Here is a 25,172-nt window from a genome sequence, read left to right as displayed (position 1 = left end):
GCAAGGGAGAGAACATGCATTTCGTGACCGAAAACAGTCTGTACGAGAAGGTTCAGGAGAAGATAACAGAGGGCGGCGGCCGGTCGGAGAATAATCTGGACTGGCTTCAGGGACAGATGGACCCGTATTTCTCCATTACCATGCAGGAAGAGGTTGAGGCCATTGCATCACTTGCGGCGGGCCTCCAGAGCCTGGGCAGGAACCAGCGGCTGATCCTGGCCGACCGGGAAAAAACCCTGATCCTGGCGCGCCTGAACCTGCCCGGCTCGCTCTACGATACACTGAGAACCCTCCAGGAGCGGGAGATCTCCTATGCCCAGTTTACCCATTCCGACGGGACGGTGCCGGGGTTATCCCATGAACTGGAAGTCCAGAGGTTCGATTTCGACCGGAAGGAGCACCAGGAGATCGTCCGGGCTACAGATGCGGCCATCCCCCCCGAAATCAGGGCCGGCGTGATCGAAGCCCTGCAGAACCGCTATCCGCAATTCGACCTGGCGGAGCTGGACGGGCTTCTGCGTATCCTCTGGCTCAACAGCGAAAGCTACATCCGTATCTCGCCCCCCAAGCGGGTTGCCCAGATCCTCTGGCTCTACCAGCAGGGTAACCGGCAGGGTGGTATCTACCTGGATGTGGAGGAGACCGAGAGCCCGGCGGAGCGCGGCGAGACGAGAGTCATGTTTGCCGTCGGCAACCCGCCGCAAAAGGATTTCCTGGTACAGATCATGGAGGTGTTCAACCGCCTCAACCTGGGAATAAAACGGGCCTACTGCCTGACCATTTCCAATGGCGTCCACCCCTATTTTCTCGGCACTTTTTATGTGCGGAAACGGGATGCCGGTTCGCTGGCAAAGGGGTCTGAGCTGTTTGACCGGCTGCAGAAGGAGCTTTACAATACCCAGATCCTTTCCACAGCCTCACCGACCTATCGCGACTTCGTGACGCGGCAAGTGATGACCGGCGAGGAGGGGTCCCTGGTCAACGCGTTCATCTCCTTCTGCCATACCAACCTCGCCCACCATCACCCGGATCCGTTCGGCTATGAGGATGTGATGCGGGCCTTTCATTCCCATCCCGATATCGCCCTGCAACTGTCAGCGCTCTTCCGCGCCCGATTCGAACCGGGCATCGAGGGGCGGGATGAGTTTTACCGGCGGATGCTCGAGGAGACGACCCGCTTCATTGAGGAATACAACACCGGTCACCGTTACATCGACGACATCCGCCGGTCGATCTTCAGGTGCTGCATCACCTTCATTCGCAATACCCTGAAGACCAATTTCTACGTCCCGGAAAAGCATGCGCTGGCGTTCCGCCTCGATCCCGCCTATCTCGCGGAACTGAACCCGGAATTCATCGCGGATCTGCCGACGGAAGTCCCCTTCAGGATTACCTTCTTCTTCGGCCGCTACGGCGCCGGCTACCATATCGGCTTCTCCGACATTGCCCGCGGGGGATGGCGCACCATCATCACCCGGAACCGTGACGACTATGTAACCTCCGCCAGCACCCTGTTCCGCGAGGTGTACGTGCTGGCCCACACCCAGCACCTGAAAAACAAGGACATCTACGAAGGAGGGTCGAAGATGGTGGTGGTCCTCGATGCCGCCAACCTGGAGGATCAGGACCTGTTGACGCAGCGGCTGTACAAGCTCCAGTTCGGCTTTCTCAATGCCTTCCTCGATATCTTCGTCACCGAAGGGGGCACGGCACGGGACCAGCGCGTGGTGGACTACTACCGGGAGGATGAGCCGATCGAGCTCGGACCCGACGAAAACATGCACGATGTCATGATCGAGATGATCGCCCGCCAATCGCTGAAGCGCGGCTATATCCTGGGGATAGGCATCATTTCCAGCAAAAAGGTCGGCATCAACCACAAGGAGTACGGGGTCACCTCGACAGGGGTGGTGAAGTTCGCCGAGATCACCATGCAGGAGTTGGGCATCGACATCAGAAGAGACCCTTTTTCGGTCAAGTTCACCGGCGGACCCAACGGCGACGTAGCAGGCAACGCCATGTGCATTCTGCTGGAACAATGTCCGCAGGTCAGGATCAAGCTCATGCTGGACGGCAGCGGAGCCATTTTTGACCCGGAAGGTGTGCAGCGGGAGGAACTGCAACGGATCCTGCTTAAAGACGATCTGGATGCCTTCGACCCGACCAGGCTTCACCCCGGCGGATTCATACTGTATCGCCGGCAGCACCGCACCGACGGGCTGCGTGAACTGTTCAAACGGGTAGTCAGCACCGGGGCCGGGACCGAAGAGCAATGGGTGACCATGGACGAGTTCCACCGGGAATTCGGCAATCTCCTCTTCTCCGTACCCACCGACCTGTTCATACCCGCCGGCGGCAGGCCGGAAACCATCGACAAGCACAACTGGCACCGGTTGTTCCGGGAGGACGGCACCCCCACCACCCGGGCCATCGTGGAAGGGGCCAATTCGTTCATTACCCCGGAGGCCCGCATCCAGATGCAGAGACGGGGAATCGTCATCATGCGCGACGCCTCCGCCAACAAGTGCGGGGTGATTTCCTCATCCTACGAGATCATCGCCAATCTGCTCTTGAGCGAAGATGAGTTTCTTTCCCTCAAGGAGCGCTATGTGGCCGATGTCATCGAAATCCTCGAAAAGCGGGCAGAGGATGAGGCGCGGCTGATCTTCCGGCGCCACCGTGAACCGGGCTGCAACCTTCTCTATACCGAGATTTCGGACGCAATCAGCCTGGAGATCAACGCCCATTACGCCAGATTATTCAACTTCTTCCAACGGCGCCCCCACCTTTGCGTAGAGCCGTTGTTTCGCCAAGCTATTCTGGCCCATCTGCCGCTGCTGCTCCGGGACGAGGACAAGTATCGCCGGCGGCTCGACAAGCTGCCGGCAAAGTACCAGTACGCCGTTCTCGCGGCTGAAATCGCCTCATCCCTGGTCTACTGCGGCGACCGCGAGGCGGACTTCGAGGAAATGCTCAAGGGGCACCTGACCAGGAATTTTTCCATCCCGGTCACTATCGCGAACATTTAAACATGATGGCACATGACCGTCCCGGTCTTGATGTCGCACTGAAACGAACCAACGAAGATAGCGCCTTGATTTGGAATTGGCAAGGCCGAAGACAGGCAGGAAGAACACAGTTGCGCTGCAGCAGCCACCCTTGCTGCCGCCCTCTATATGCCGATCTGCCCTTTATTCGGGTGGGAATGAAGAGCATCGGCAACTGGCATCGATTAAAAGGAGGCAGAAAATGTGTTTCAAGCATAAGGTAGCGGCAGTACTTGCCGCCGGGGCCATAACCGCCACCATGGCATTACCGGCAATGGCCCTGGAGAATGAATTTCATGGCATGTACAGGGTGAAGGGTTTCATCTCCAACTTCAACAACGGCTCGCCGGGCGAGTTCTATGAGCCCGCGGGCAAAGACAGCAAAGCCCCGACCAACAGTTACGTGGAACAACGAGCCAGGCTCAAGTATATGGCCAAGGCCAACGATGACCTGAAGCTGGTCACCCACTTCGAGATCGACTCCCGATTTGGCGATGCCTCATACGGTGTGGCCAGAAACAAAGGCGGCGCCCTCGGGGCCGACGAGGTGAATCTCGAAACAAAGAGTATCTACCTGGACTTCAATATCCCGGCAACGCCGGTAAATATGAAAGTCGGCATGCAACCCTGGGAGGATGCCTATAACGGCATCTTCGTCGATGCGGACATGGCCGGTGTGCTGGCTTCTTCCAGGATGAACAATACCTCCCTCGCACTGGGATGGTTCCGTTTTGACGACAAGGGATCGATAGCCGGAAAAGAGGCCCGCGACCTGCTCATCCTGGACGGCAAATACCAGGTGAACAAGGACATGGTCCTGGGGGGCTCCTATTATCTGCTGAACGATGATGTGGGGGGCACTAACGCCATTCGCGCCATTACCAAGGAGATCGCCCATACCCTCGGCGTCAACGCGGCAGCCACCATGGGAATCGCCTCTGTCGAGGGATTTCTGCTCTACCAGTTCGGCAACCTGGAGGGGCCCGGGACTCAAAGGCACCTGAACGCCTTTGCCGGCAGCGTTGCAGCCAGGGCCAAGGTTGGTCCCGGCAGCATCAAGACCTCGTTTCTCTATGCTTCAGGTGAGAAGAGCACCTCCAGAAGCACCAGCAATGCCTTCCAGGCCGTTGAGGATATCGATAGCGGCGCTGAGCATGACTATGAATCCGAGATGCGGATGCTGAGAAAGGACAAGTTTGCCGGAACCACGGATAACGCCATTGTTTACACCATCAACAACAAGGACCAGGGGGTGATCTTCGGCTCTATCGGTTATGATGTGGCGATCACCGACAAGCTGTTCGCCGACGCTTATGCCGGTTTTGCCGCCGTGGCAAAGGAAAATGCCAACAAGCCGACCAACCTGAATACCGGGGTCAAAAATTCCAGCAACTACCTCGGCACCGAGATCAACGCCGAAATCGGCTACAAGCTCTTCGACAACCTGACCGCAAGGCTACAGGGCGGCTACATATTCCTCGGCGACTATTTCAAAGGAGTTGCCAAAAACGGCGCAGACCCGGACAACCCCTATACGACACGTATCATGATGGTTTACGCATTCTGATTGTCAAAACCGGACGGCGGGCCGGAGGAGATCGACTCTTCCGGTCTGCCGGGATTGACATGTGCCGAATGTGCGATTGAATCTTAAGAAACCAATCTAATCGGAGGAATATTCCATGAAAAGGATAGGGATAGCAATCATGGCGGCATTCGTCATGTCGGCAGCATTACCGGCATTCGCCGCCGATATGACGAAAGAAGAAAAAAACCAGTGTCTCCTTGCTTCCAAAGGCTGCACTGACGAAGTGGACAGCATCCAGCAGAAGATCGGAAAACTGAATAAAGAGATTAAAAAAGGAAAAAGAGTTTATACGGATGAAGAGATCAGGAAACTGGAGCAAAAGCTGAAGGAAGCAAACGACTTGCTCGATGATTTGCTCAAGGGTCACAAGTAATTCCGATTTCAAATCAAGGATGAAATCAAGGCGGCGAGGGCCTGTCAATAGTTTTGTGTAAATGGTTTTGGTTCCCTGTTTTTAATAGCTTGGCATTCTGTCTTCAAAAAGAATGGAAAAGCGGTTCATGGCAGCTTTCCAGTCTCTGATCGGCAGGGTCCATTTCTTCGCGATGTTTCTCAGCGCCAGGTATAGTAACTTGAACATTGCCTCATCATTGGGAAACGAGCCCCGGTTTTTGGTCACCTTTCTGAGTGACATATTCAGTGATTCAATGGCATTGGTTGTGTAAATAACCTTTCGTATATCAGCTGGATAGGCAAAAAATGGTATAACTTGCGCCCAGTTCCGGCGCCAGGACTGGCTGATCGTCGGGTGTGTTTTGTCCCATTTTGCCTCAAATGCTGTCAGTTCCATTTCGGCCTGCTCAGCGGTCGCTGACTGGTAGATAACCTTCAAATCTGTCGCAACTTCTTTGCGTTGTTTCCACGAAACGAACTTCAAGGAATTGCGTACCATATGGACGATGCAAAGTTGGACTTGAGTGTTGGGATAAACTATTTCTATGGCCTCAGGGAACCCCTTCAGGCCGTCAACGCAGGCAATGAAGATGTCCTGGACACCACGGTTCTTAAGTTCGGTCACAACCTGCAACCAGAACTTGGCTCCTTCGTTTTCGGAGACCCACATTCCCAGAACTTCCTTGGCACCGTCTATGTTGATGCCGATGGCCAGATAGACAGCCTTGTTCACAACATGGCCATTGCCTCTGGCTTTGACCCTGATGGCATCCATGTAAACGATGGGATAAAGCGCATCCAACGGGCGGTTCTGCCAAGCTTTGACCTCTTCAGCTACTGCTTCAGTCACTATTGAAATCAGAGCGGGGGATACTTCAACACCGTAGATTTCCTCCAAGTGTCCCTGGATCTCACGAGTGGTAAGCCCGCGGGAGTACAGGGAGATAATCTTATCATCGAACTCGGCGAACCGGGTTTGGCCTTTGGGAATGATGACTGGTTCAAAGCTGCTATCCCGGTCACGAGGGACCTCAATCGGCATGGTGCCAAAATCGCCTTTGATGGTCTTTGCCGACGAGCCATTGCGTGCATTGCCACCTTTGGCGGAAACGGAAGCATGCTTCTCGTGGCCGAGGTGCAGTGTCATTTCAGCCTGGAGCGCCCGCTGAAGAACAGCCTTGGTCAACTGCTTCAGCAGCCCGTTTTCCCCTAGAATCTCTTCGGGGGTCTTATAATGTTTGAGTAGATCGTCGATTACGTCGGTGTTAATAGTCATGTGATCTCCTTAGGGTAACTTGGTGTACCCCCTAATGACCATTTACACAAACCTTTTTACACCCTCGGCGGCGAGGATTGAGGCGGGGCCTGTCAATAGTTTTGTGTAAATGGTTTTGGTTCCCTGTTTTTAATAGCTTGGCATTCTGTCTTCAAAAAGAATGGAAAAGCGGTTCATGGCAGCTTTCCAGTCTCTGATCGGCAGGGTCCATTTCTTCGCGGCTCCTCGACGAATTGAGTGGGTAGCCTGGGCCGGGTTGATGTAAGATAGGCCACCATCACTCAGCCTGGAGGTTAGTAATCGCTATGAATCCTGAAGATCTTTTTGGTGCTGCTCTTGGAATTGCCATCCCGTGGAAGGTTACCTCTGTTGACTTCAACAAGAAGTCAAGTCGTTTGGACATAACCATCGACTTCCAGCGGGGAGCCACCTTTCCCTGTCCGGTCTGCGGAACGTTGTCACCAGTCCATGACACCACGGAGAAAGAGTGGCGGCATCTGAATTTCTTCCAGTACGAAGCCTACCTTCATGCGCGTGTTCCACGGGTAAAGTGCCCTAACAGCGACTGCGGCGTGAAGTTGGTCCAGGTACCCTGGGCTCGCGCAGGCTCAGGATTTACGCTGCTGTTTGAGGCCCTGGCCATGACCATGGCTCGTGATTTGCCGGTGAAGGTCATGAGCAGGCTGTTTGCCGTTACCGATACCCGTCTATGGCGGTTGATTCAATCCTATGTCGAGAAGGCAAGGGCCGCAGAAGACTTCTCCGAGGTGAAGAGGGTCGGTGCGGATGAAACCTTTGCCGGGCGCAGTCATGACGAGAAATTCGTCACCTTCTTCTTCGACCTCGACATGCATAAGCTCTTGTTCGGCACGACGGGAAAGGACAACGAAACAGTCAAGAGCTTCGTCGCGGACCTTAAGTCACATGGCGGCGATCCTGATAGCATCACAGACGCTGCTATTGACATGTCCAAGGCATTCATAAAGGGTGTCAAAGAGCAGTTGCCCCATGCCGTGGTCACCTTCGATAAATTCCACGTCATCAAGCTTATGAACGATAAGCTTAGTAAGATAAGGGCTCAAGAAGCCAGGTTATTTCCTGAAATCCTGAAAAAGAGCAGAAACCTGTTCCTCAAAAATCCAGAGAACCTGACACCGGAAGAGGAACAGCGCCTGGATGCCATTATCACCAGTCAAAGCTTAAGGAGTACGGAAGCTTACATGCACAAGCTGAACCTTCAGAACGTCTATTTTGCTTCAAGCCGAACGGAGGCAGAAACCCTGTTGACCAAATGGCATCGGAAAGCCGCCGCAAGCTCAATCCAACTCATCAAGAACATGGCCGAATCTGTAAAAGAGCATTGGGATGGCATTCTGGCACATTTTGAAAGCGGCCTGACTAGCGGCTTCATTGAGGGCATCAACAGCCTAATTCAATCAGCCAAAACTCGGGCACGAGGCTATCGGAATCCTGACAACTTGATCTGCATGGCTTATCTGGTTGCAGGCAAGCTCAACCTAAAGTCGCTATTCCCTCTACCCACTTGATTCGTTGCAGAGCCTTCTTCGCGATGTTTCTCAGCGCCAGGTATAGTAACTTGAACATTGCCTCATCATTGGGAAACGAGCCCCGGTTTTTGGTCACCTTTCTGAGTGACATATTCAGTGATTCAATGGCATTGGTTGTGTAAATAACCTTTCGTATATCAGCTGGATAGGCAAAAAATGGTATAACTTGCGCCCAGTTCCGGCGCCAGGACTGGCTGATCGTCGGGTGTGTTTTGTCCCATTTTGCCTCAAATGCTGTCAGTTCCATTTCGGCCTGCTCAGCGGTCGCTGACTGGTAGATAACCTTCAAATCTGTCGCAACTTCTTTGCGTTGTTTCCACGAAACGAACTTCAAGGAATTGCGTACCATATGGACGATGCAAAGTTGGACTTGAGTGTTGGGATAAACTATTTCTATGGCCTCAGGGAACCCCTTCAGGCCGTCAACGCAGGCAATGAAGATGTCCTGGACACCACGGTTCTTAAGTTCGGTCACAACCTGCAACCAGAACTTGGCTCCTTCGTTTTCGGAGACCCACATTCCCAGAACTTCCTTGGCACCGTCTATGTTGATGCCGATGGCCAGATAGACAGCCTTGTTCACAACATGGCCATTGCCTCTGGCTTTGACCCTGATGGCATCCATGTAAACGATGGGATAAAGCGCATCCAACGGGCGGTTCTGCCAAGCTTTGACCTCTTCAGCTACTGCTTCAGTCACTATTGAAATCAGAGCGGGGGATACTTCAACACCGTAGATTTCCTCCAAGTGTCCCTGGATCTCACGAGTGGTAAGCCCGCGGGAGTACAGGGAGATAATCTTATCATCGAACTCGGCGAACCGGGTTTGGCCTTTGGGAATGATGACTGGTTCAAAGCTGCTATCCCGGTCACGAGGGACCTCAATCGGCATGGTGCCAAAATCGCCTTTGATGGTCTTTGCCGACGAGCCATTGCGTGCATTGCCACCTTTGGCGGAAACGGAAGCATGCTTCTCGTGGCCGAGGTGCAGTGTCATTTCAGCCTGGAGCGCCCGCTGAAGAACAGCCTTGGTCAACTGCTTCAGCAGCCCGTTTTCCCCTAGAATCTCTTCGGGGGTCTTATAATGTTTGAGTAGATCGTCGATTACGTCGGTGTTAATAGTCATGTGATCTCCTTAGGGTAACTTGGTGTACCCCCTAATGACCATTTACACAAACCTTTTTACACCCTCTTGAGGCGGGGAGGGCATCCCCTCCCCGTCTTTATCCCCTCATACCTTCGAATGAGAAGGTCACTTGCCCAACTGCTGCAATACGTCCGGCGGGACCTGTACGCCCAACTTCCCGGCTTTCAGTAAAAATTCAGAGGCTTGTTTTTTATCCCCTGTCGACGGGTCGAGGTAACAAAGACCGAGGAGATAATTGACATTCGGGTCATCTTGCTTTTGGGCATAGGAAAGCGCCAGATATTCCCGGGACCTCTTGTAATCCTGCTTGTTGAAATAGGCTACTCCCAGCAGATACTGGGCATCCATGGCCAATGACGAACCATTTTCCCGATAGATCTTTTCGGCAAGCGCCAGTTTTTCAATTGCTGCATCCGTCTGCCCGGAACCGAGGAGGATCGCACCCAGCCCGTAGTAGCCTTCCGGGTTAGTGGAGTCATTTTTTATGAGCCACAGATATTCCGACTGTGACTTGTTCTGGTCGCCCTGAACATTATACGCGACAGCGAGATTCTGGTGGGCAACGGCGTTGTCAGGCTTTACCGCAAGTGAGCGTTCGTACCAGTAGATCGCCTGTTTTACATCACCTTCCGTCCGCAGCATCTGCCCCAGGTTGTCCATTGCATCGCAGTACCGGGAATCTTGCTCGACAGCCTTCTGGTATGCTTCCCTTGCATCGCGAAGCCTCCCTTCCTGTTGCAGTTCCAGGGCATTGTTGTACTGTTGCCTGGCCGCTTCATTTTCGGTGGGGCAAAGCATGCCAACCCGGGTGATCTTCGATGGAACAGACGGGGACAGCGGGGATGGGTTGGTTCCCGCAAGGGAGGCAGTGGAATTTCCCAGGACGGTTCCCCCCATGCATGGGGAGGACGAGATCGCGACAATTACCAGGCAGATCAGGAATATTGCTCTCATTGCTCGGTTCCTTTCTTTTCTCTATTCTGTAAATGCAAACGGATACATCATGCCGGTCAGAGGAGCCGGGGAATCGACCGCAAGAACAATCCGCCAGCCAAGGCCAGGGGCGTGTAACTCTTGCGGACTATTTTGCCCCCGCTCCTTTAAGAATATGCACAATATCGTCTTTGCCGTTTTCATCTGCAATGCTCAACGCCGTCATGCCGATAGCGTTCGTTGCATTTACATCCGCGCCTTTGTCAAGCAAGACACGCACAATATCCGTGTGGCCGCTTCCGGCCGCATGCATCAAGGCCGTCGTATCCACAAAGTTTTTCGCATTTACATCCGCACCCTTTTCAAGCAAGGTACGCACAATGTCCGTGTGGCCATGCATGGCGGCCCGCATCAATGCCGTAAGGCCGAAAATGTCCTGGGCATTTACGTCCGCACCTTTTTCCATCGCGACCCGCACAACATCCGCTTGGCCCCCCTCAGCCGTTTTAATGAGCTCATCCTCAAGCTCACCCGCAGCGGCGCCTGACGCAACTAGCAGATATAACGGTAATGCCAAGATAAGACGCCGGATAGCTCTCGTCATTTAAACAGTCTCCTTTCCAAAAAATTCGTCCGATTTCTCCTGATTCTCCCAACGCAGCTATTTTTGTCATGACGGTTCTGCACTACCGCGTTCGGCGTCCGATGAGAAAGGCTGCGACCACCACCCCGGCGGCGAGAAGCCAGGGCGTTTTCGAATTCGACGGCTCGGGCGCCGAGACCGGTTTTTCGACAGGTGGCGGAACCGGTTCTTTGACAGGGGCCGACGTCGGGCGGGGTTCTGTCCTGGCCGGCTCGACCGCCGGATTATCGCTCCCGCCGGCGGTCCCGGAGTTCCCGTTAACAACTTGGGGTGCCGACGGAAGGTCCTTCAGCGCCGGTTGCAGGTAATTATTCGGCAGGGTCTGTATCTGCTGTGGTTGCGGCGGCTGGAATCGCGGCTGCTGGGGTATGATGGGCGGGCCCGTCCACTGGGCGCAGGCGACCTGAACCTTGCCGCATGCCAGGGCAGCCACACACATTATCAAGAAAAACATCACTATTCGATTCGACATCCGTTCGTCCCCCGGTATCCTGATTGATTGCATAATTTTCAGTTTCAGCCCTGCTACTCTCATTTGTTCTTCGTGTCCCCAAGTTTTTCAATCGAGATGACCTCGACAATAACACCCCACATGTGGAAAGAGACCCGGCCGGGGCGTAATCTCCCGACAAACTTGACCCTGAGCCCCTGTTTCTGGAATTCCTTCGTCAGATTGACGACATCATAGCGCTTGCCGTCATCCCCGATAATTCCCCAGAAACCCCCTTCGAGTTCTACATGCTCGACCGTCCCCTTCACGCTGATTTCATCCTTGGCGCAATCCCCATCGGCTTTTTCAGGGCTGACATCAGGGGCAGCGGTTCTATCGAGGCCAAACGCCGGCCCCGCCAATGCCAGACATGTGATCGTCACAACCAGCCAGTTTTGAATCCGTATTAATGCGTTCATTCGTCCCTCCCTGTTGCTAGTACCATGTAACACTTATTTTTGCGGATAACCCCTCTAAATCTCCCCTTATCTAAGGGGAGACTTCAAGGCTTCCCCCCTTAGGTAAGGGGGGACTGAGGGGGGTTAGATTCAGATGTTACAGTGTACTAGCGTCGTTGTTGTTGTGAAGTTCTACGGGCGTCCTCTCATCAACTCCTCGGTGGCGGTGCAGCGTAGCCATCGTCGTCCCACATGCGGTTATGCGGCCGTGGCAGGCGCTTCCTGCAGGCGACAATCCCCTTGCGGCAGAGGGTTTCGCGCCATTCGTACTTGACGTAGATTTTTTCCAGTGCCGCACGCTCGGGTTCGAAGGCCACTGTCCGCACCGGGGAGTATTCCTCCCGGCCGTAGCCGGTGCCGGCGCTTTCGCTGCTCCTGTCGGAGGCCATGGCTTTTTTCTGCACCGACGGTGCGGGTAGAGGCGACCTGGAGGCGCCCCGGTATATTTCCACCGGCGGGTCGTAGCGCTGCACCTCGGGGTAGACGGCAACGGCGATCACCCCCATGGCAGATGCATCATTGAAGGCCGCGGCATAGGAATCGGCGGCAGTGGTGAAGTAAAAGCGGTTGATCCGGTCGTCGCCGGTGCGCCATCCCTTGAACTCCCCCTCGGCGTACGGTTCGAGGATGTACATCCGCTCGTCGTTCCTGAGCCACGATTTCTTCCCCGTGATGATGTTCCTGCCGTCCACGGCCACCACGATGCCGACCCGCCGGTTCAGCCGGTTGCGCACCACTATGCCGTACTGGTCCCCCTTGATCGCCTCCGCATACACCTTCCGGTTGAGCGATCGTCCTGACACGGGGTAGAAGGGAAGCTCGCTCCCGTTGTCGGATATGATCCGCACCTCGACTGCATCGCCAACACTGCCGGCCCATGCGCCGGCTGCAACCCCCAGCAAAATCATTAAAAGCACCACTGTTCTCATGCGTCCCTCCTTGTCGCTTTCGGCATTTCGCCTCTTTGCATGGTTAGACAAGGGGGACGGGGAAAAAGTTCCCGGAGTAGTGCATTTTATTATTTTTTACGTAACGCTGAAATTTTTTGAATGACAACACGGCTTTACCACCTGATGGACAGATCGACCGTTCCATCCTCCAGCTCGCTTACCAGCGGCGGCCTCTGCAGCGTGCCGATCCGTTCGAGCCGGCCCATGAGTTCCGGCGCTTTCCCTGTTCCAACCTGCACAAAGAGGAGATGGCTTGCCTCGCCGTAGACGCGGCGCACGATCCTGCCGCCGGAGCGGGTGACCGCCTCCTCAATTGCCCTGACAGCGCCGGCAGGATCGTTTACCCTGAGGGACACCTCTACCCGCTCCGGCCGCGCCGCCTGCCCAGGGCGCTCCATTTGCTCCGACGGCTCCTGCTGCTCCGACCAGGGTTCCCGGGGAGCAGTTGCCGACGACGATCCACCACCGGATGACTGTGTCGAATACCGCGTCCCGTCCGACATGGCCCTCTTCTGCATCATCCCTCTGGAAACATCCTCACGGTACCGGCGAGACAATAACTCCGCTTCCCTCCGCGACTCAATCCATTCGTCGGCAGCACGTGAATCTGGTGCCGGCAAGGGGTAAGCTGTCGCCGGCGCCGCTGCCGACGGAGTTGACAAGGGAGCAGGCGCGTGTGCCGGCGGAGGAGGTGCATAGGCCGGTGTCTCCGCCTCGTGCTTCGACACCGCATCCGGCATTCCGGTTGCAGCGCGCGGTACCGGAGGAAGGGCTTTGGGAGGGGCCGCCGGCCCGGGGGGCTTCTTTCCCTGCGCTGGCGGCACCGGCGCCGGGAGAGACATTTCTTCCCGGTTGACGGGGGAGGGGGCCGTCAGCTGTACCAGCGGGGCGTTTGTCCGGGCCAGGTAATAGCCGGTGACACAGAGGAAAACGAGGGCGAGCGCTTCGAGCGGCAGCTTCGCACGGAGCGGCAGGAAAATCCGCCGCCATAAGCTGGGCTGCGGCTCAGCAGCATCCCGCACGTGCGCCATGATCCGTGCGGTCAGCCAGGGTGGGGGCTCCACCTCGGGCAGGCTTTTCAGGTGCCCGACCGTCCGCTCCAGGTCGCCAAGCGCCACGCGGCAGCTCCCGCAGCGGGCAAGGTGCGCCTCGATCTCCGCCTTCTCGTCGGGACTGACGGCATTGTCCAGGTAGGCCGAAAGGGTGCGGCGTATCTCGGTATGCTCCATCACAGCTCTCCCACCGCCCGTTTCAGGCAGTCCTTCACCATCTCCCGGGCCCGGAACAGCCGGGACTTGACCGTCCCTTCCCGGACCTTGATGATGGCGCACATCTCGTCGTAGGAAAAATCCTGCAGGTCCCTGAGCACTATCGCTTCCCGGAACTCGGCGGTAAGTGCCTTGATGCACCCTTGCAGCTTTTCATGCAGGTCGAGCCGCTCCAGCCGTTCCAAGGCGGATGGGGCTGACGACGGTCGCTCGGGAACCACATCACAATCCTCCCCAACCGATGGCCCGTCCAGGGAATACGCCTCGTTTCGCCTCTTGGCCTGAACCTGCTGGAGCCGGTTCCGGGACAGGTTGACGGCGATGCTCGTCAGCCAGGTGGAGAAACGCGCCTCTCCGCGAAAGGAATCGATACCCCGGAACGCGGCAACAAAGACGTCCTGCGTCACCTCGCAGGCATCCTCGTAATCTCCCGTGATCCGGAAGGCGATATTGAGCATCCGCTTCTGGTGTTTCCGCACCAGCGCCTCGAACGAGGAAAGCTCCCCGCTCCGCCATGACGCCACCAGTGCGGCATCCTCATCGGTGGTGCCGTCCCGGTCGTCACTCATATGATGAGACAGACCCGCCACTGTATTTGTTCCCCGATGGAGACAATTTAATCATCTTCTTTTTCCCAATCAACGCAGGTGGAGAAATTTAGCAGATATCAGCGTTGTCCGGTTTGGTTTTTGCTTACGTCCCGTAGGGACAGAATACTGGTAGCCGGGGAATTCATTCCCCGGTCATCCAGGCAAAATATCATCACGTCACGTACGTGACGTGGGGAAATATAGCATCTCATCCGGGGGATGAATCCCCCGGCTACATTCAAACGCCCCTAATGGGGCTTAACAACCTTGATGCACAAACCAAACCGGACAACGCTGAGCAGATATCGGTTAGAAACTATTTCTCATTAAATTGTAAATGAAAAAATCAATTCTTTCAAACACAATTCCCCCAAAGATAATCTCAGCGCATGATGAAGATTCCAGACAAGTATAACATTGGAGAGATTTTATCCTGGGTCTTTTTTCTTCTGATGATCGGCAGCAGTCTGTTGGCCGTGCGCGGGGTGTATATGTTCTACATCACCGGGAGCTGCAACGGTTTAAACCAGACCGCCTTTTGTGTATTCGATCCGAAGGGGCAAAATAATGAGGTTTCCGCCGTTTCAGCTACCTGCAGACTCAAGCCGACGACCATAACCGATTTAACCCCGAAAGGGGTCGACATGAGCGGATTTCCGGTTCTCAACAGGGGGGACAAAGATAAGATCGTGATGATTGGCTGCTATGGCTGCGATTATACCCGGAAAGTTTATCCGATGATCAAGGATCTGGCCAACAAGAGCAAGGCTGACTTTACTTTCGTAAATTACCCGGTGAAAGTAAAGACGGATTTGATGACCCGCCTTGGACGCTGCGTCTATCAGCAGGACCAGGCAAAGTATTGGAAGTTGAACGACACCCTTTTTGCAACGGATAAAGCCAATTTGGACGATGCGGCTTTTGCTCAAAAAGCGATTGCCGACCTTGGCCTGGATTCCGCCGGGATCAACCGATGCGTCGATGATCCGGCGACAGAAGATTTGGTCAATAAGCAGTTGAACGAGGCTGCCAACACCAATTTTTACGGAACACCGACGATATTCATCAACAGCCAAGCCTTCGTCGGGCCAAAGCCCTACCGGGTGTATGCCATATCATTAGAGGGGCTGCTGTATTGGTTGAAATAACGGCCTCACAATTTCCCTTCCCTACTCAGCAGTAGTTTTGAAAAAACTCACCACCCCATCAATAGTGACTACAGTGGTGACGACACCGCCGGAAGTCTTAGCGGTAACGTTCTGTATATATATGATCTGGTTGTTATTAAAGAAGCGTGTCTGCTCGGTATCTACAAAGCTGATCTTATCGAATGAATATGTGCCGTTTGTGATGGTTATTTTGTAGGTACCGGGTACCAGGGTCAACGTGATTGGCTCGGAAACAATGGATGTGTTCGCAGGGCCGGTTTTTGTGAAGTTAAAGCTGTCGACATTGGCGGTCTTGCTGGAAAAGGAAGCGCTCTTGTCGCCAATGGTCAGGGTAGTGGTAATGGTCTGGGCCACCCCGCTTGCGGCGGTGTGCTGCACAGTGACCTTGTCCGTGTTGTTCACGGTCCCCGCGTCCTTGGTGAATGCGCCATCGCTAATCTTGTATTGACTGCTCGCATCACCCGAAACGCTGATCGGCGCAGAACCGCTCTGAATACCGGCAATGGTTATGGCGTTAGATGTTGCCGTCGACTTTGGTGTCACTCCGGACAATACGGCTGGGGTGAAAAAGAAATCATCGGGAGTGGTTGGAGACCGCACCGTCTCGGGGAACCATTCGGCCCCGCAACCGCTCATCGTCATCGCCAGTATGGCCAAAATCCATAAAATTTTCTGCATTATGCTCCCCTTGATCGTTAATCCAAGCCAATCCTATCATTAAAAAGTAATTAAGGCCATCGATTTCACCGCCTCGATGGTTGCCGAAACTATCTTCGGCCCTGTCAGTCAGACGCACGCCGGGAAATGCCCGTCAACAGTCTCGGCCACTTCCCGGAGCCAACCTGCCCTCTCCTCACGACTACTTGTCACCACGATGCCGAACATGCGGCGCTGGACGTTCGTAACGCCGCAGAGGCCGAAGATGCAGTTTTTCCAGATAGTGTCGAGGGGATCGCCGAACACCTCCCGCTCGCGCGCCGCGGCCGTGTTGGAGGTATTGAATACGAGGACGGCGCGGGCATTGAGGAGCCCCGCCGGCACCCCCTCACCGCCGTCCCCCTCAATGAATTCGTAGGCAACGCCGGGACGGATGACGCGGTCGATCCATCCCTTCAGAACCGCCGGCGGCTGTCCCCACCAGTTGGGATGGACGATGACGATGCCGTCCGCAGCCGCGATTTCGGCGCAGTGCTGCGCGGTCAAGGCATCAAGCTTGGCTCCCTTCGGGATTTCCGCGGCGGAAAGGAGCGGGTCGAACCCCTCCGCATAGAGGTCATGAAAGAAGACTTCATGACCATTTGACTTGAGAGCGGCTTCTGCTGTGGCTGCTATGCCATGGTTGAAGCTTTCCGCGTCCGGGTGAGCGAGGATGACCGATATCTTCATATTCCCTCCTTATCAGAATCTGTGGTTAGATATGGTTAAAAAACGCCCGCAAAAAGGTGGTAACGGGTGCCCATAGTTGCCTCCAGCTTCTAACATAAGAAGGCTGGTTCATAGTCTTTCGCCGGTTTTATGTCCAGCAAAGGCCTGATCTCAGTTCCCATGACATTTCCTTTCCTATTTGTGCTGTCTGCTCAAAAAATTCAAGATGAGGCGATTGACCGTTTCCGGTTGTTCCTGATGTACGAAATGGCCGGCAGACGGAATGATATGCCTTTCGAAATCATGGAGAAAAGCGCCTTCCATCCCCTCGGTCGTCTCCGCGCCGATGCATCCGTCATCGGCCCCGTGCAGGTATAATGTCGGAACGGGAATGGGCTCAGCCAGGCGTTTCCGTATCTCGGCGAGGCCCGGATGCTGGAGGGACGGGTTGAACTGGGAGCGGTAGTAGCCCAAGGCTGCCTTCAGAACGCCGGGCCTGCGGAAGGCCCCCTTGATTTCAGCCATAACCTCTTCAGGACAGTTCCAGCCTGGCGACCATTCCTGCCAGAGCTGTTCTATGAACGCAAAATCGTTATGGGCCACCGCCATTTCAGCGATGGGGAGCTGGAAGAAAAACACGTACCAGGAGCGCCGCTGTTGGCTTGGATTGGTGACCAGCGCCCGTCCGAAATTTTCTGCGGTCGGCACGGACATGCAAACGATGCCGGAAATTTTTTCCGGGGCGAGGATCGAAGCGCCACGGGCGACCGTGGCCCCCCAGTCGTGCCCGATGAGGACCGCGGGACGGTCCGTCAGCTGATCGATCAAGGCCACCACATCCTGCACAAGGATGGCGGCTTCGAAGGGGCCTTCGTCCGGGGCATCTGTCGGGGAGTAGCCGCGCATGAAGGGTGCGACGACACGGTAGCCTGCCGCAGCCAGTTGCGGCATCTGGTGACGGAAAGTCCGGGGGAGATCGGGGAAACCGTGGAGAGCGACGACAAGGGGGCCCCGCCCCATCTCAATGAAGCTGACATCCCGCCCGTTGGCCTGTACCGTTCCCGTTTTAAACTCGCCGCCTTGTGTTGCCAAACCTGAACCTGTTGTGTCCATCTGATAAGCCTCCTGATTTTTGAGATCTACCGGTTAGACTGCGCCGGAGGCAAAAGGTTACAAATAAATCAGGAAAAAATGGCCCATTCGCTGTTTTGTATCCCTTCCCTGATCCTTTGCGCATAAGATGCGTCGGCCGTTTCCCGGTAAAGGTCCTGGTAGATGTCCCGCAGCGCCTTCAGCCTGGCCACTTCTTCCCTGGCTTCTGCTGTAATCGGCTGACGGGGATCGGCCAAGGCCTGTTTAGATATCCACCCCTGCGACAGGCCGAAGCGGACCCACTGCTTGCAGCTGCAGGGGTTCGATTTCCTGATCAGCTGACACCTGTCTTCCATGTAACCGAACCATCTTTTCTTGGCCCGGTGGAGGGTGGTTTTGACCGAACTCAACGAGCAGTCGAGAATTTCAGCGACGAGTTTGTGGGGAAGGCCCAGGGTGATTGCCAGGCAAAATACCTTTCGCTGTTCGGTCGGAAGGCATTCCGTCATGGCGTGCAGACACTTCGCCCTTGCCTGGTAGGCAAGGAGTTCGGTTTCCGGGTTGTTGGCGGGATCAGGGTCGATGATTTCTTCCAGAGAATAGCCCAGATCCTCGGTAAGCGCATGGACCGGGAATTTGGCCCTCAGCTTCAGGTAATCGTTGGCAACGTTGATGGTGATGCGATAGATCCAGGTGGAAAAGGAGCACTCTTCGCGAAAGGTATGGTAGGAACGGAAAGCCCGGGAAAACGCCTCCTGGGTTATTTCTTCGGCGTCATGCCCATTGCCGGTGAGCCCCAGGGCCAGCTTGTACACCATCGCCTGGTTGTCGCGATACAGCCGGTCGAAAAGTTCCGTAAGGTTATCGGACACGGATATCTCCTTTTCTTGCCGGTTTGCGCAGCAATGTAGCCGTCGACCCTGCTCTGCCGGCCCTTTGGCAACGGCCGTTGCTTTCCGTACAATGTTAGCTAACTACAATGTTTTATTTTTCTTAGTCAAGCTAAAAAATAAACCAAAGGGATCAGCAGAGCGAATCCTTACTGGTCACTCATTCACATTCCCGACATGATGCGCTTTTGGTGCGAGTCGGCGAAATCCATCCCAGTCGGGATGCGCGTAAGTATCTCGTCTCCAACGGAGCCCGGCATCCCGGATCGTTCCCGGCAGGTCAGCCTCGAAGAGGAACCGGAAAGCGAGATAAAGCACGGTGAACTGCTGGTCTCGGTTGTCCGGCTCCCCCAAGGCGTGTCCGAAAGGAAAACGGAGAAAGATTGTCCGGGGAGGGGGTGTTTTCTCCGTGATTTCCCGGACAATGGAGATGGATATCGTGGGGATTCCCACCCTTTCTATTTCCCTTGCCACCAGCCCCACGGACCGGTTGCAGCTCCCTCAGGCAGGAACCAGCAGGGCGTAGTCCACGCCGGCGTCGGCAAGCTTCCGGGCAATCGCGGGGGCGGTCTCTTCCTGAAGGGTATGCAGGTGGGGGCCGTCGATATGACCCATGAAACCGTAAGCTATAGGATGGAGGGCCTTCAGGGCGCCGACCTCCACCATTTCCCTGAGCCGCTGCAACGGCAAAACCAGGTTCAGGTCCCTTTCCGCGTCCCGGTGGTCGTAATAGTCGTGGGTGATGGTGAGGAGATCAGCGGGGGTGTCCGCGGGTATCTCCCGAAAGGTTGGGTCGCCGTTCGGATCGGCCATGTTGAACGGTTCCTGGGTTTTCAAATGGACCCCGCCAGTGGTCACCAGGGCCAGTATCGCCTCATTCAAGGGTTTCTGGGGTTCAGTCCAGGGAATGTCCGAGATATTAGCATCGAGCTGCCGACCCCACCGTGCCGCCAGGGATGGGAAAGAGGTAAATATCCTGGCAAGAAGCCTGTTTTTCAACCGAGCGAAAGGCATATGCCCATTCTCCTCAAAATATTACCTCTACTTTCAGCTGCAATGTTCCCGGTTTTCAGGCCACCGCCGGGCTTTGGTCATTCCCGGAATTTTGCGTGGCATTCGTCGCACTTTTCTCCAGCCTTCACAAAAGCAGCTCTGGCGCCGGTAAGATCCCCCTTCCCGGCAAGTTCGGCGGTAGTTTTCACTTCCTTTTCAAAGTCCGTTGCCATTTCCCTGAACAGTTTCAGTTGCTTGCGGTTCTTGTGAGGCTTGGCCCTCTTCAGGTCGGCGGTCGTGGCAAGTATTTTTCCCGCTTCCGCCACTACTGCTGACGAATCACCTTTCTCCAGGGCTCCATTGATTTTTGCCTGGATCACTGCGTAAGTTGGCATCATGCCGTGGAGTTTCTGCATCTTCGCATTTCCCGCATGCCCCTTTCCGTGTTTGTCCCCTTCAGAGGAGATGGCAGTCCCGTTTACAAAAAGGGCAACGGTCAGCATAGTCAAGGCAATCAATATTGATTTTTTCACGACTTATTCCTTTCAGTGTTCTTTTACATCCAGGGAAAACTCGCTTTCCCCTTCAGCCTGTCTTCCGAGTTTGTCGGTCACTTTCCAGCGGACCTTAACCGGCATCCCTCCCTTGAAAATCGAAGGCTCCTTCGGCTTCAGGACCGCCGCCATGTCGAACACAGAGTGAAAGACCTCCCCTTCGAAGGGCCTGCCGTCCTTGTCGGTCATCTTCAGCTCTTTGATGTCAACCGGCCGGTCGAAGAAGGCGTTCACCTCTTCCACCTCTTCCACCTCTTTCGCCCCCTTATCTTTCATGGCGGTAACGCTCAGAAGCCTCGGCTGTGACGGCTTCAGAACAGCGGTTTTCGTTGGGGTAAGGGGTTGTTTTTCAAGCCCGCCATGACCGAGAAATTTGCCGATTTCCTTCCCGTCGATCACGCCGCCCTCCTTCCCCTCCACCTGCACCCGCACTTCCTTAACGCCATTGAATTGGGAGAGGGTAAGAACGATCGCGTTAAGTATCGCCCGCTCAATCGCGTCGTCAGCCTTTGATGCGAGGATTTCCTTGCTGAAGTTTACGGCTACGGCCCCCTGCTGCTCCGTAACCCCGAGGATGCGGGTACCGGAAGCGAACGGCTGGGCAATCTCACCCCGGTAGCTCCCCACCTCCATTCCCGTCAGAAGCCGTTCCAGCGCCACCTTTTTGATGGAGCCTTCGTCAAAGGTGAAGAACGGGAAGGGGACCACCTTCCCCGGTTCTTTCGCCGACGGGAAGTAGATGACGAAGGCGTAGCAGGTCCCCTTGTCGGTGGTGGGAGCCGGGCCGAAATATTTCTCATAAGCATTGGTGGCGGAGACCCTGGCCTGTTTTGACGGGGGAGATGCTTCCTTTTTCTTGCAACCGACAAACGGGAGGGACACGAGAATGAGTGACAGCAATACAAAAAGAGGGTATCTCTTGACCATTGTCACCTCCTGATAAGAAACGGGGAACGAGGTTAGTCCTCACTCCTCGTTCCTCGAACCTTTCATTATTTCACCGTATACCAGAATTTGGCGCTCCTAACCTTACCGTCTGCCAGTTTGAACTTGGCCATCACGCCATATTTCCCCTTTTTGGCCATTTCGTAATCGGCACCGAAGTGCCCTTCCATCCCCATCAGGTCCTTGGTCTGATAGCTCTTGTCAGGGTTCTGCACTTTGACTGTAACCTCACCCTCGGTCAGGGCCTTGCCCGATTTGGCATCCTTGAACTCCACCATGATGTGATGGGTCTCCTTCATCCCTTTCGGCATTTCCATCTTCATGGCCTTCATATGCTCGGCCATGCTGATGATCTTGAAGGTGGCCTTGACACCATCCACGACCTCTTCGTGGGCGAGACTCCCCTTGTCCATCATATGCTCGCCGTGCTCCATCTTCATGGAGCCGTGATCCATGGCGAAGGATGCCAGGGGAGCCGCAAGGGCAAAGGATGCTACTGCTAGAATCACTGCTGCTTTTTTCATCTTCTCTTCTCCTTTTTCGTTGTGGTTTCGTAGGGGTAGGGCTTACCCTACCCTTGATTGGGCGCAGCAAGCGGCGCCCCTTGTGAATTAATGTTTCATACCCGAATATTGCAATTTTCCCTTTTTCAGATCTCGCTTCTTCATCAACACAAATATCACCGGCGTCATGATAAGTACGTGTACCGCCGAGGAAATCATCCCACCGATCATGGGTGCAGCAATCGGCTTCATCACGTCAGCGCCGGTGCCCGTGGACCACATGATCGGAACGAGGCCGATCAGCGCCACTGCCACGGTCATCAGCTTCGGCCGAAGCCGCAACACCGCCCCCTCGAAGGTGGCGTCGTAGATGTCCTGTTCAGTGCACGGCCCGTTGATGAGCTTCTTGTCCAGGGCCTCATGCAGGTAGATGACCATCACCACCCCGGTCTCCACGGCGATGCCGTAGAGGGCGATAAAGCCGACCCAGACCGCCACCGACATGTTATAGCCCAGCGCCTTGACCAGGTAGACGCCGCCGACGAGGGCGAAGGGGACCGAGAGCATGACCATGCTCGCCTCCAGGGCCGAGTGGAAGGTAAAGTAGAGCAGAATGAAGATGATCAGTATCCCCGCCGGCACCAGCAGTTGGAGCCGTTTCTTGGCTCGTACCTGATTCTCCCACTGACCGGACCAGGCCACGTAGTAGCCCGGTGGCAGTTTCAGCTGTTTCTCCAGCACGGTCTTCGCCTCAGTGACGAAGCCTCCCATATCCCGACCACGGACATTGAGAAAGACGATAGAGCGCAGAAGTCCACCTTCACTGTTGATCTCCGGCGCGCCAGTGGAAACCTTCAGCTTGGTCACCAGCGACAGCGGCACCTGCACGGGAGTCTCGCCATTCATGCCGGAGATCAGAATCCGCTGGATGGCCGGGATGTTGTCCCGGTAGTCGCGCATGTAGCGGAGGCGGATCGGGAAGCGGTTTCTTCCTTCCACGGAGGTTGAGAGCATCTCCCCCCCCAGGGCCGTCGCGATGACATCCTGGATGTCGCCAACCTTGACGCCGTAGCGGGCCGCCGCCTCCCTGTCGATGTCGATGTCGATGTAGTTGCCACCGGTGACCCTCTCGGCCACCACGTCGGCAGCGCCGGGAACGGTCTTCAGGATACCTTCGGACTGCACCGCGAGATCCTTCAGGACGTTCAGGTCGTTGCCGAAGATCTTCACGCCGAGATCGGTACGGACCCCGGTGGAAAGCATGTTGATCCGGTTGATGATCGGCTGGGTCCAGCCGTTACGGACGCCGATCTGCTGGAGTTTGGCGTCCAGCTCGGAGACGATGTCGGCCTTGGTGATGCCGGGGCGCCACTTATCCTTGTCCTTCAGGATGATGATGCTCTCGAACATGGAAATCGGCGCAGGGTCGGTGGAGGTCTCCGCCCGCCCCACCTTGCCGAGTACATGCTCCACTTCGGGGAGGCTCTTGATGATCTGGTCCTGGACCTGAATGAGCCGCTTCGCCTCGTTGATCGAGACATTCGGGAGGGTTACCGGCATGTAGAGGAGCGACCCTTCGTCAAGCGGCGGCATGAATTCGCTGCCGATGCTCATGAACATCGGAATGGCAACGGCCAGAGCGACGACGTTGAGGGCGATGGTGGTCTTCTTCCACTTCAGCACCCAGCGAATGACGGGGCTATAAAGTTTGATGAAGAATGTTGAGACCGGGTTCGCGCTTTCCGGCGGCATCTTGCCCCGCATGAAGTAGTACATCAGCACCGGCACCAGGGTGATGGCGATGAATGCCGACCCCATCATGGAGAAGGTCTTGGTGAAGGCGAGGGGATGGAACAGCTTTCCTTCCTGCCCCTCCAGCAGAAAGACCGGGACGAAGGAGAGGATGATGATCGCCAGGGAGAAGAAGATCGCCCGGCCGACCTGCTTGGCGCTGGTGATGATCACCTCCAGCCGCTTTTCCTTGCGCTCCTCGGGCGGCATCTCGGAGAGGTGGCGGTAGCAGTTCTCCACCATGATGACCCCGGCATCCACCAGGACGCCAATGGCAATGGCAATCCCCCCGAGGGACATGATGTTTGAGGTGACTCCAAGTAGATGCATGGTGATGAAGGCGATCAGGACCGCGATGGGCAGTGTGAGGACAATGACCAGGGCGCTCTGGAAATGAAGAAGGAAGACCAGGATGACCAGGGAAACGACGATGGATTCCTCGGTCAGTGCCCGTTTCAGAGTTTCTATGGCCCGCTCGATCAGGTCTGAGCGATCGTAGGAGACCATGATTTTCACGCCCGGCGGAAGTCCTTTTTCCAGCGAAGTGATCTTTTCCTTGACCCGGTCGATGACGTCTTTGGCGTTTTCGCCGTAACGCATGACCACGATGCCGCCGACTGCTTCCCCCTCGCCGTTCATGTCCAGGAGCCCCCGGCGGATGGCACCGCCAAGTTGGACAGTGCCGAGGGTCTTCACGTAGATGGGGGTGCCGCGCATGTCGGCTGCAACGACGATGTCCTCAAGGTCCTTGGGCGACTTGATGTACCCCTTGCCCCGGATCAGGAATTCCGCGTCCGCCTGCTCAAGCAGCCTGCCACCGACGTCGTTGTTGGAGCGCTTGATTGCCTCCATGACCTGGCCGACCGTAACCTTGTAGGCAAAGAGGCGGTTGGGGTCGAGGTCAATCTGGTACTCCCGGACAAAGCCGCCGATGGATGCCACTTCGGCCACGCCGGGGACGGTGTTCAGCTGGTAACGGACAAACCAGTCCTGGAGAGTGCGGAGCTGCTCCAGGTCGTACCCCTTGCCGTCGATGGTATACCAGAAGACATGACCGACGCCGGTGCCGTCCGGCCCCAGTGTAGGGACAACTCCGGGAGGGAGGAGTGATGCGGCATAGTTGAGCCGCTCCAGGACCCTGGTGCGCGCCCAGTAGATGTCAGCCTTGTCCTCGAAAATCACGTAGATCATCGAGAAGCCGAAGGCCGAGGAGGCGCGCACGGCACGGACCTGGGGGAGTCCCTGGAGGTTGACCGCCAACGGGTAGGTGACCTGATCTTCCACCACCTGGGGCGAGCGGCCGGGATAGTCGGTGAAGACAATCACCTGGTTGTCGGACAGGTCTGGAATGGCGTCGACCGGGGTCTTGTAGACCGACCAGACCCCCCAGGCGATGATGAGGCCGAAGATCATCAGGATGATGACCCGGTTGCGGGCGGAATATTCGATGATTTTTTCGATCATAAAATAAATATCCTTTGTAACTATTCAGCAGCTCATCCACAGGCTTTCGCATGGG

23 protein-coding genes are annotated in these 25,172 nt (G+C 55.7%); 5 read left to right on the top strand and 18 right to left on the bottom strand.

Annotated elements, in window-relative coordinates:
• The first annotated feature begins 14 nt into the window (after positions 1-14).
• The 3 genes from GURA_RS00560 to GURA_RS00550 all read left to right on the top strand — a co-directional run bounded on the left by GURA_RS00560 (position 15) and on the right by GURA_RS00550 (position 5,008).
• Positions 15-3,029, top strand: a complete 3,015-nt coding sequence (locus GURA_RS00560) for an NAD-glutamate dehydrogenase domain-containing protein (RefSeq protein WP_011937056.1) — start codon at positions 15-17, stop codon at positions 3,027-3,029.
• 220 nt (positions 3,030-3,249) lie between these two features.
• Positions 3,250-4,614: a hypothetical protein gene (locus tag GURA_RS00555; RefSeq protein WP_011937055.1), complete on the top strand. Its 1,365-nt coding sequence runs from the start codon at positions 3,250-3,252 to the stop codon at positions 4,612-4,614.
• Positions 4,615-4,729: 115 nt separating this feature from the next.
• Positions 4,730-5,008 (top strand): hypothetical protein, encoded by a 279-nt coding sequence (locus GURA_RS00550; RefSeq protein WP_011937054.1) that lies wholly within the window; start codon positions 4,730-4,732, stop codon positions 5,006-5,008.
• 81 nt (positions 5,009-5,089) lie between these two features.
• Here GURA_RS00550 and GURA_RS00545 read toward each other — a convergent pair whose 3' ends face one another.
• The gene (locus GURA_RS00545; RefSeq protein WP_011937053.1) at positions 5,090-6,304 is read right to left on the bottom strand and encodes an IS256 family transposase; all 1,215 of its coding nucleotides are present in this window, start codon (positions 6,302-6,304) and stop codon (positions 5,090-5,092) included.
• A gap of 305 nt (positions 6,305-6,609) precedes the next feature.
• On the opposite strand from GURA_RS00545, the gene GURA_RS00540 reads away from it, so the two are divergent.
• A complete protein-coding gene (locus GURA_RS00540) occupies positions 6,610-7,851 on the top strand; it encodes an ISL3-like element ISGur7 family transposase (RefSeq protein ID WP_011937052.1) in 1,242 nt (413 codons plus the stop codon).
• Here GURA_RS00540 and GURA_RS00535 read toward each other — a convergent pair.
• From GURA_RS00535 to GURA_RS00500, 8 genes are all read right to left on the bottom strand, one after another.
• Positions 7,817-8,998, bottom strand: a complete 1,182-nt coding sequence (locus GURA_RS00535) for an IS256 family transposase (protein WP_011937051.1) — start codon at positions 8,996-8,998, stop codon at positions 7,817-7,819. The two genes, GURA_RS00540 and GURA_RS00535, sit on opposite strands and share 35 nt — an antisense overlap.
• A gap of 126 nt (positions 8,999-9,124) precedes the next feature.
• Entirely contained in the window at positions 9,125-9,973 is an 849-nt protein-coding gene (locus tag GURA_RS00530; protein WP_041245193.1) for a tetratricopeptide repeat protein, read from the bottom strand.
• 127 nt (positions 9,974-10,100) lie between these two features.
• Positions 10,101-10,556 (bottom strand): ankyrin repeat domain-containing protein, encoded by a 456-nt coding sequence (locus GURA_RS00525; protein ID WP_011937049.1) that lies wholly within the window; start codon positions 10,554-10,556, stop codon positions 10,101-10,103.
• Positions 10,557-10,638: 82 nt separating this feature from the next.
• Positions 10,639-11,067 (bottom strand): hypothetical protein, encoded by a 429-nt coding sequence (locus GURA_RS00520; protein WP_157046098.1) that lies wholly within the window; start codon positions 11,065-11,067, stop codon positions 10,639-10,641.
• 59 nt (positions 11,068-11,126) lie between these two features.
• Positions 11,127-11,504 (bottom strand): hypothetical protein, encoded by a 378-nt coding sequence (locus tag GURA_RS22540; RefSeq protein ID WP_011937047.1) that lies wholly within the window; start codon positions 11,502-11,504, stop codon positions 11,127-11,129.
• 188 nt (positions 11,505-11,692) lie between these two features.
• A complete protein-coding gene (locus GURA_RS00510) occupies positions 11,693-12,472 on the bottom strand; it encodes a hypothetical protein (protein ID WP_011937046.1) in 780 nt (259 codons plus the stop codon).
• A gap of 134 nt (positions 12,473-12,606) precedes the next feature.
• Positions 12,607-13,722: a DUF2275 domain-containing protein gene (locus GURA_RS00505; protein ID WP_011937045.1), complete on the bottom strand. Its 1,116-nt coding sequence runs from the start codon at positions 13,720-13,722 to the stop codon at positions 12,607-12,609.
• Entirely contained in the window at positions 13,722-14,330 is a 609-nt protein-coding gene (locus GURA_RS00500; protein WP_011937044.1) for an RNA polymerase sigma factor, read from the bottom strand. Before GURA_RS00500 ends, GURA_RS00505 begins: the two co-directional genes overlap by 1 nt.
• Positions 14,331-14,827: 497 nt before the next feature.
• On the opposite strand from GURA_RS00500, the gene GURA_RS22535 reads away from it, so the two are divergent.
• Positions 14,828-15,499 (top strand): DsbA family protein, encoded by a 672-nt coding sequence (locus GURA_RS22535; protein ID WP_232279049.1) that lies wholly within the window; start codon positions 14,828-14,830, stop codon positions 15,497-15,499.
• Positions 15,500-15,520: 21 nt separating this feature from the next.
• On the opposite strand, the gene GURA_RS00490 is transcribed toward GURA_RS22535, so the two are convergent.
• The 9 genes from GURA_RS00490 to GURA_RS00445 form a co-directional block, all read right to left on the bottom strand.
• Complete coding sequence (locus GURA_RS00490) at positions 15,521-16,198, bottom strand: hypothetical protein (RefSeq protein WP_011937042.1); 678 nt, start codon at positions 16,196-16,198, stop codon at positions 15,521-15,523.
• 108 nt (positions 16,199-16,306) lie between these two features.
• Entirely contained in the window at positions 16,307-16,906 is a 600-nt protein-coding gene (locus GURA_RS00485; protein ID WP_011937041.1) for an NAD(P)H-dependent oxidoreductase, read from the bottom strand.
• Positions 16,907-17,080: 174 nt separating this feature from the next.
• Complete coding sequence (locus GURA_RS00480) at positions 17,081-17,998, bottom strand: alpha/beta fold hydrolase (RefSeq protein WP_011937040.1); 918 nt, start codon at positions 17,996-17,998, stop codon at positions 17,081-17,083.
• 68 nt (positions 17,999-18,066) lie between these two features.
• The gene (locus GURA_RS00475) at positions 18,067-18,849 is read right to left on the bottom strand and encodes an RNA polymerase sigma factor (protein ID WP_011937039.1); all 783 of its coding nucleotides are present in this window, start codon (positions 18,847-18,849) and stop codon (positions 18,067-18,069) included.
• A 174-nt stretch (positions 18,850-19,023) separates the two neighbouring features.
• A complete protein-coding gene (locus GURA_RS25060; RefSeq protein ID WP_240679520.1) occupies positions 19,024-19,881 on the bottom strand; it encodes a glycine/sarcosine/betaine reductase selenoprotein B family protein in 858 nt (285 codons plus the stop codon).
• A 77-nt stretch (positions 19,882-19,958) separates the two neighbouring features.
• Positions 19,959-20,393 (bottom strand): cytochrome c, encoded by a 435-nt coding sequence (locus tag GURA_RS00460; protein ID WP_011937037.1) that lies wholly within the window; start codon positions 20,391-20,393, stop codon positions 19,959-19,961.
• Positions 20,394-20,405: 12 nt separating this feature from the next.
• Entirely contained in the window at positions 20,406-21,341 is a 936-nt protein-coding gene (locus tag GURA_RS00455; RefSeq protein WP_041245191.1) for a GerMN domain-containing protein, read from the bottom strand.
• 65 nt (positions 21,342-21,406) lie between these two features.
• Positions 21,407-21,883: a hypothetical protein gene (locus GURA_RS00450; protein ID WP_011937035.1), complete on the bottom strand. Its 477-nt coding sequence runs from the start codon at positions 21,881-21,883 to the stop codon at positions 21,407-21,409.
• An 87-nt stretch (positions 21,884-21,970) separates the two neighbouring features.
• Entirely contained in the window at positions 21,971-25,117 is a 3,147-nt protein-coding gene (locus tag GURA_RS00445; protein ID WP_011937034.1) for an efflux RND transporter permease subunit, read from the bottom strand.
• Between the last annotated feature and the right edge of the window lie 55 nt (positions 25,118-25,172).

This window comes from Geotalea uraniireducens Rf4, assembly GCF_000016745.1.
In the GTDB taxonomy this organism is placed as follows: domain Bacteria; phylum Desulfobacterota; class Desulfuromonadia; order Geobacterales; family Geobacteraceae; genus Geotalea; species Geotalea uraniireducens.
This window is presented reverse-complemented; position numbering and strand designations above follow the sequence as displayed.

What these genes read in the sequence shown, in the direction of transcription:
- GURA_RS22540 (WP_011937047.1), bottom strand. Translation starts at nt 11,504, where the DNA reads ATGAACGCATTAATACGGATTCAAAACTGGCTGGTTGTGACGATCACA.
- GURA_RS00490 (WP_011937042.1), bottom strand. Translation starts at nt 16,198, where the DNA reads ATGCAGAAAATTTTATGGATTTTGGCCATACTGGCGATGACGATGAGC.
- GURA_RS00445 (WP_011937034.1), bottom strand. Translation starts at nt 25,117, where the DNA reads ATGATCGAAAAAATCATCGAATATTCCGCCCGCAACCGGGTCATCATC.
- GURA_RS00520 (WP_157046098.1), bottom strand. Translation starts at nt 11,067, where the DNA reads ATGTCGAATCGAATAGTGATGTTTTTCTTGATAATGTGTGTGGCTGCC.
- GURA_RS00545 (WP_011937053.1), bottom strand. Translation starts at nt 6,304, where the DNA reads ATGACTATTAACACCGACGTAATCGACGATCTACTCAAACATTATAAG.
- GURA_RS00450 (WP_011937035.1), bottom strand. Translation starts at nt 21,883, where the DNA reads ATGAAAAAAGCAGCAGTGATTCTAGCAGTAGCATCCTTTGCCCTTGCG.
- GURA_RS00550 (WP_011937054.1), top strand. Translation starts at nt 4,730, where the DNA reads ATGAAAAGGATAGGGATAGCAATCATGGCGGCATTCGTCATGTCGGCA.
- GURA_RS00455 (WP_041245191.1), bottom strand. Translation starts at nt 21,341, where the DNA reads ATGGTCAAGAGATACCCTCTTTTTGTATTGCTGTCACTCATTCTCGTG.
- GURA_RS00560 (WP_011937056.1), top strand. Translation starts at nt 15, where the DNA reads ATGCATTTCGTGACCGAAAACAGTCTGTACGAGAAGGTTCAGGAGAAG.
- GURA_RS00525 (WP_011937049.1), bottom strand. Translation starts at nt 10,556, where the DNA reads ATGACGAGAGCTATCCGGCGTCTTATCTTGGCATTACCGTTATATCTG.
- GURA_RS00510 (WP_011937046.1), bottom strand. Translation starts at nt 12,472, where the DNA reads ATGAGAACAGTGGTGCTTTTAATGATTTTGCTGGGGGTTGCAGCCGGC.
- GURA_RS00555 (WP_011937055.1), top strand. Translation starts at nt 3,250, where the DNA reads ATGTGTTTCAAGCATAAGGTAGCGGCAGTACTTGCCGCCGGGGCCATA.
- GURA_RS00530 (WP_041245193.1), bottom strand. Translation starts at nt 9,973, where the DNA reads ATGAGAGCAATATTCCTGATCTGCCTGGTAATTGTCGCGATCTCGTCC.
- GURA_RS00540 (WP_011937052.1), top strand. Translation starts at nt 6,610, where the DNA reads ATGAATCCTGAAGATCTTTTTGGTGCTGCTCTTGGAATTGCCATCCCG.
- GURA_RS00500 (WP_011937044.1), bottom strand. Translation starts at nt 14,330, where the DNA reads ATGAGTGACGACCGGGACGGCACCACCGATGAGGATGCCGCACTGGTG.
- GURA_RS00505 (WP_011937045.1), bottom strand. Translation starts at nt 13,722, where the DNA reads ATGGAGCATACCGAGATACGCCGCACCCTTTCGGCCTACCTGGACAAT.
- GURA_RS00535 (WP_011937051.1), bottom strand. Translation starts at nt 8,998, where the DNA reads ATGACTATTAACACCGACGTAATCGACGATCTACTCAAACATTATAAG.
- GURA_RS00480 (WP_011937040.1), bottom strand. Translation starts at nt 17,998, where the DNA reads ATGGACACAACAGGTTCAGGTTTGGCAACACAAGGCGGCGAGTTTAAA.
- GURA_RS00485 (WP_011937041.1), bottom strand. Translation starts at nt 16,906, where the DNA reads ATGAAGATATCGGTCATCCTCGCTCACCCGGACGCGGAAAGCTTCAAC.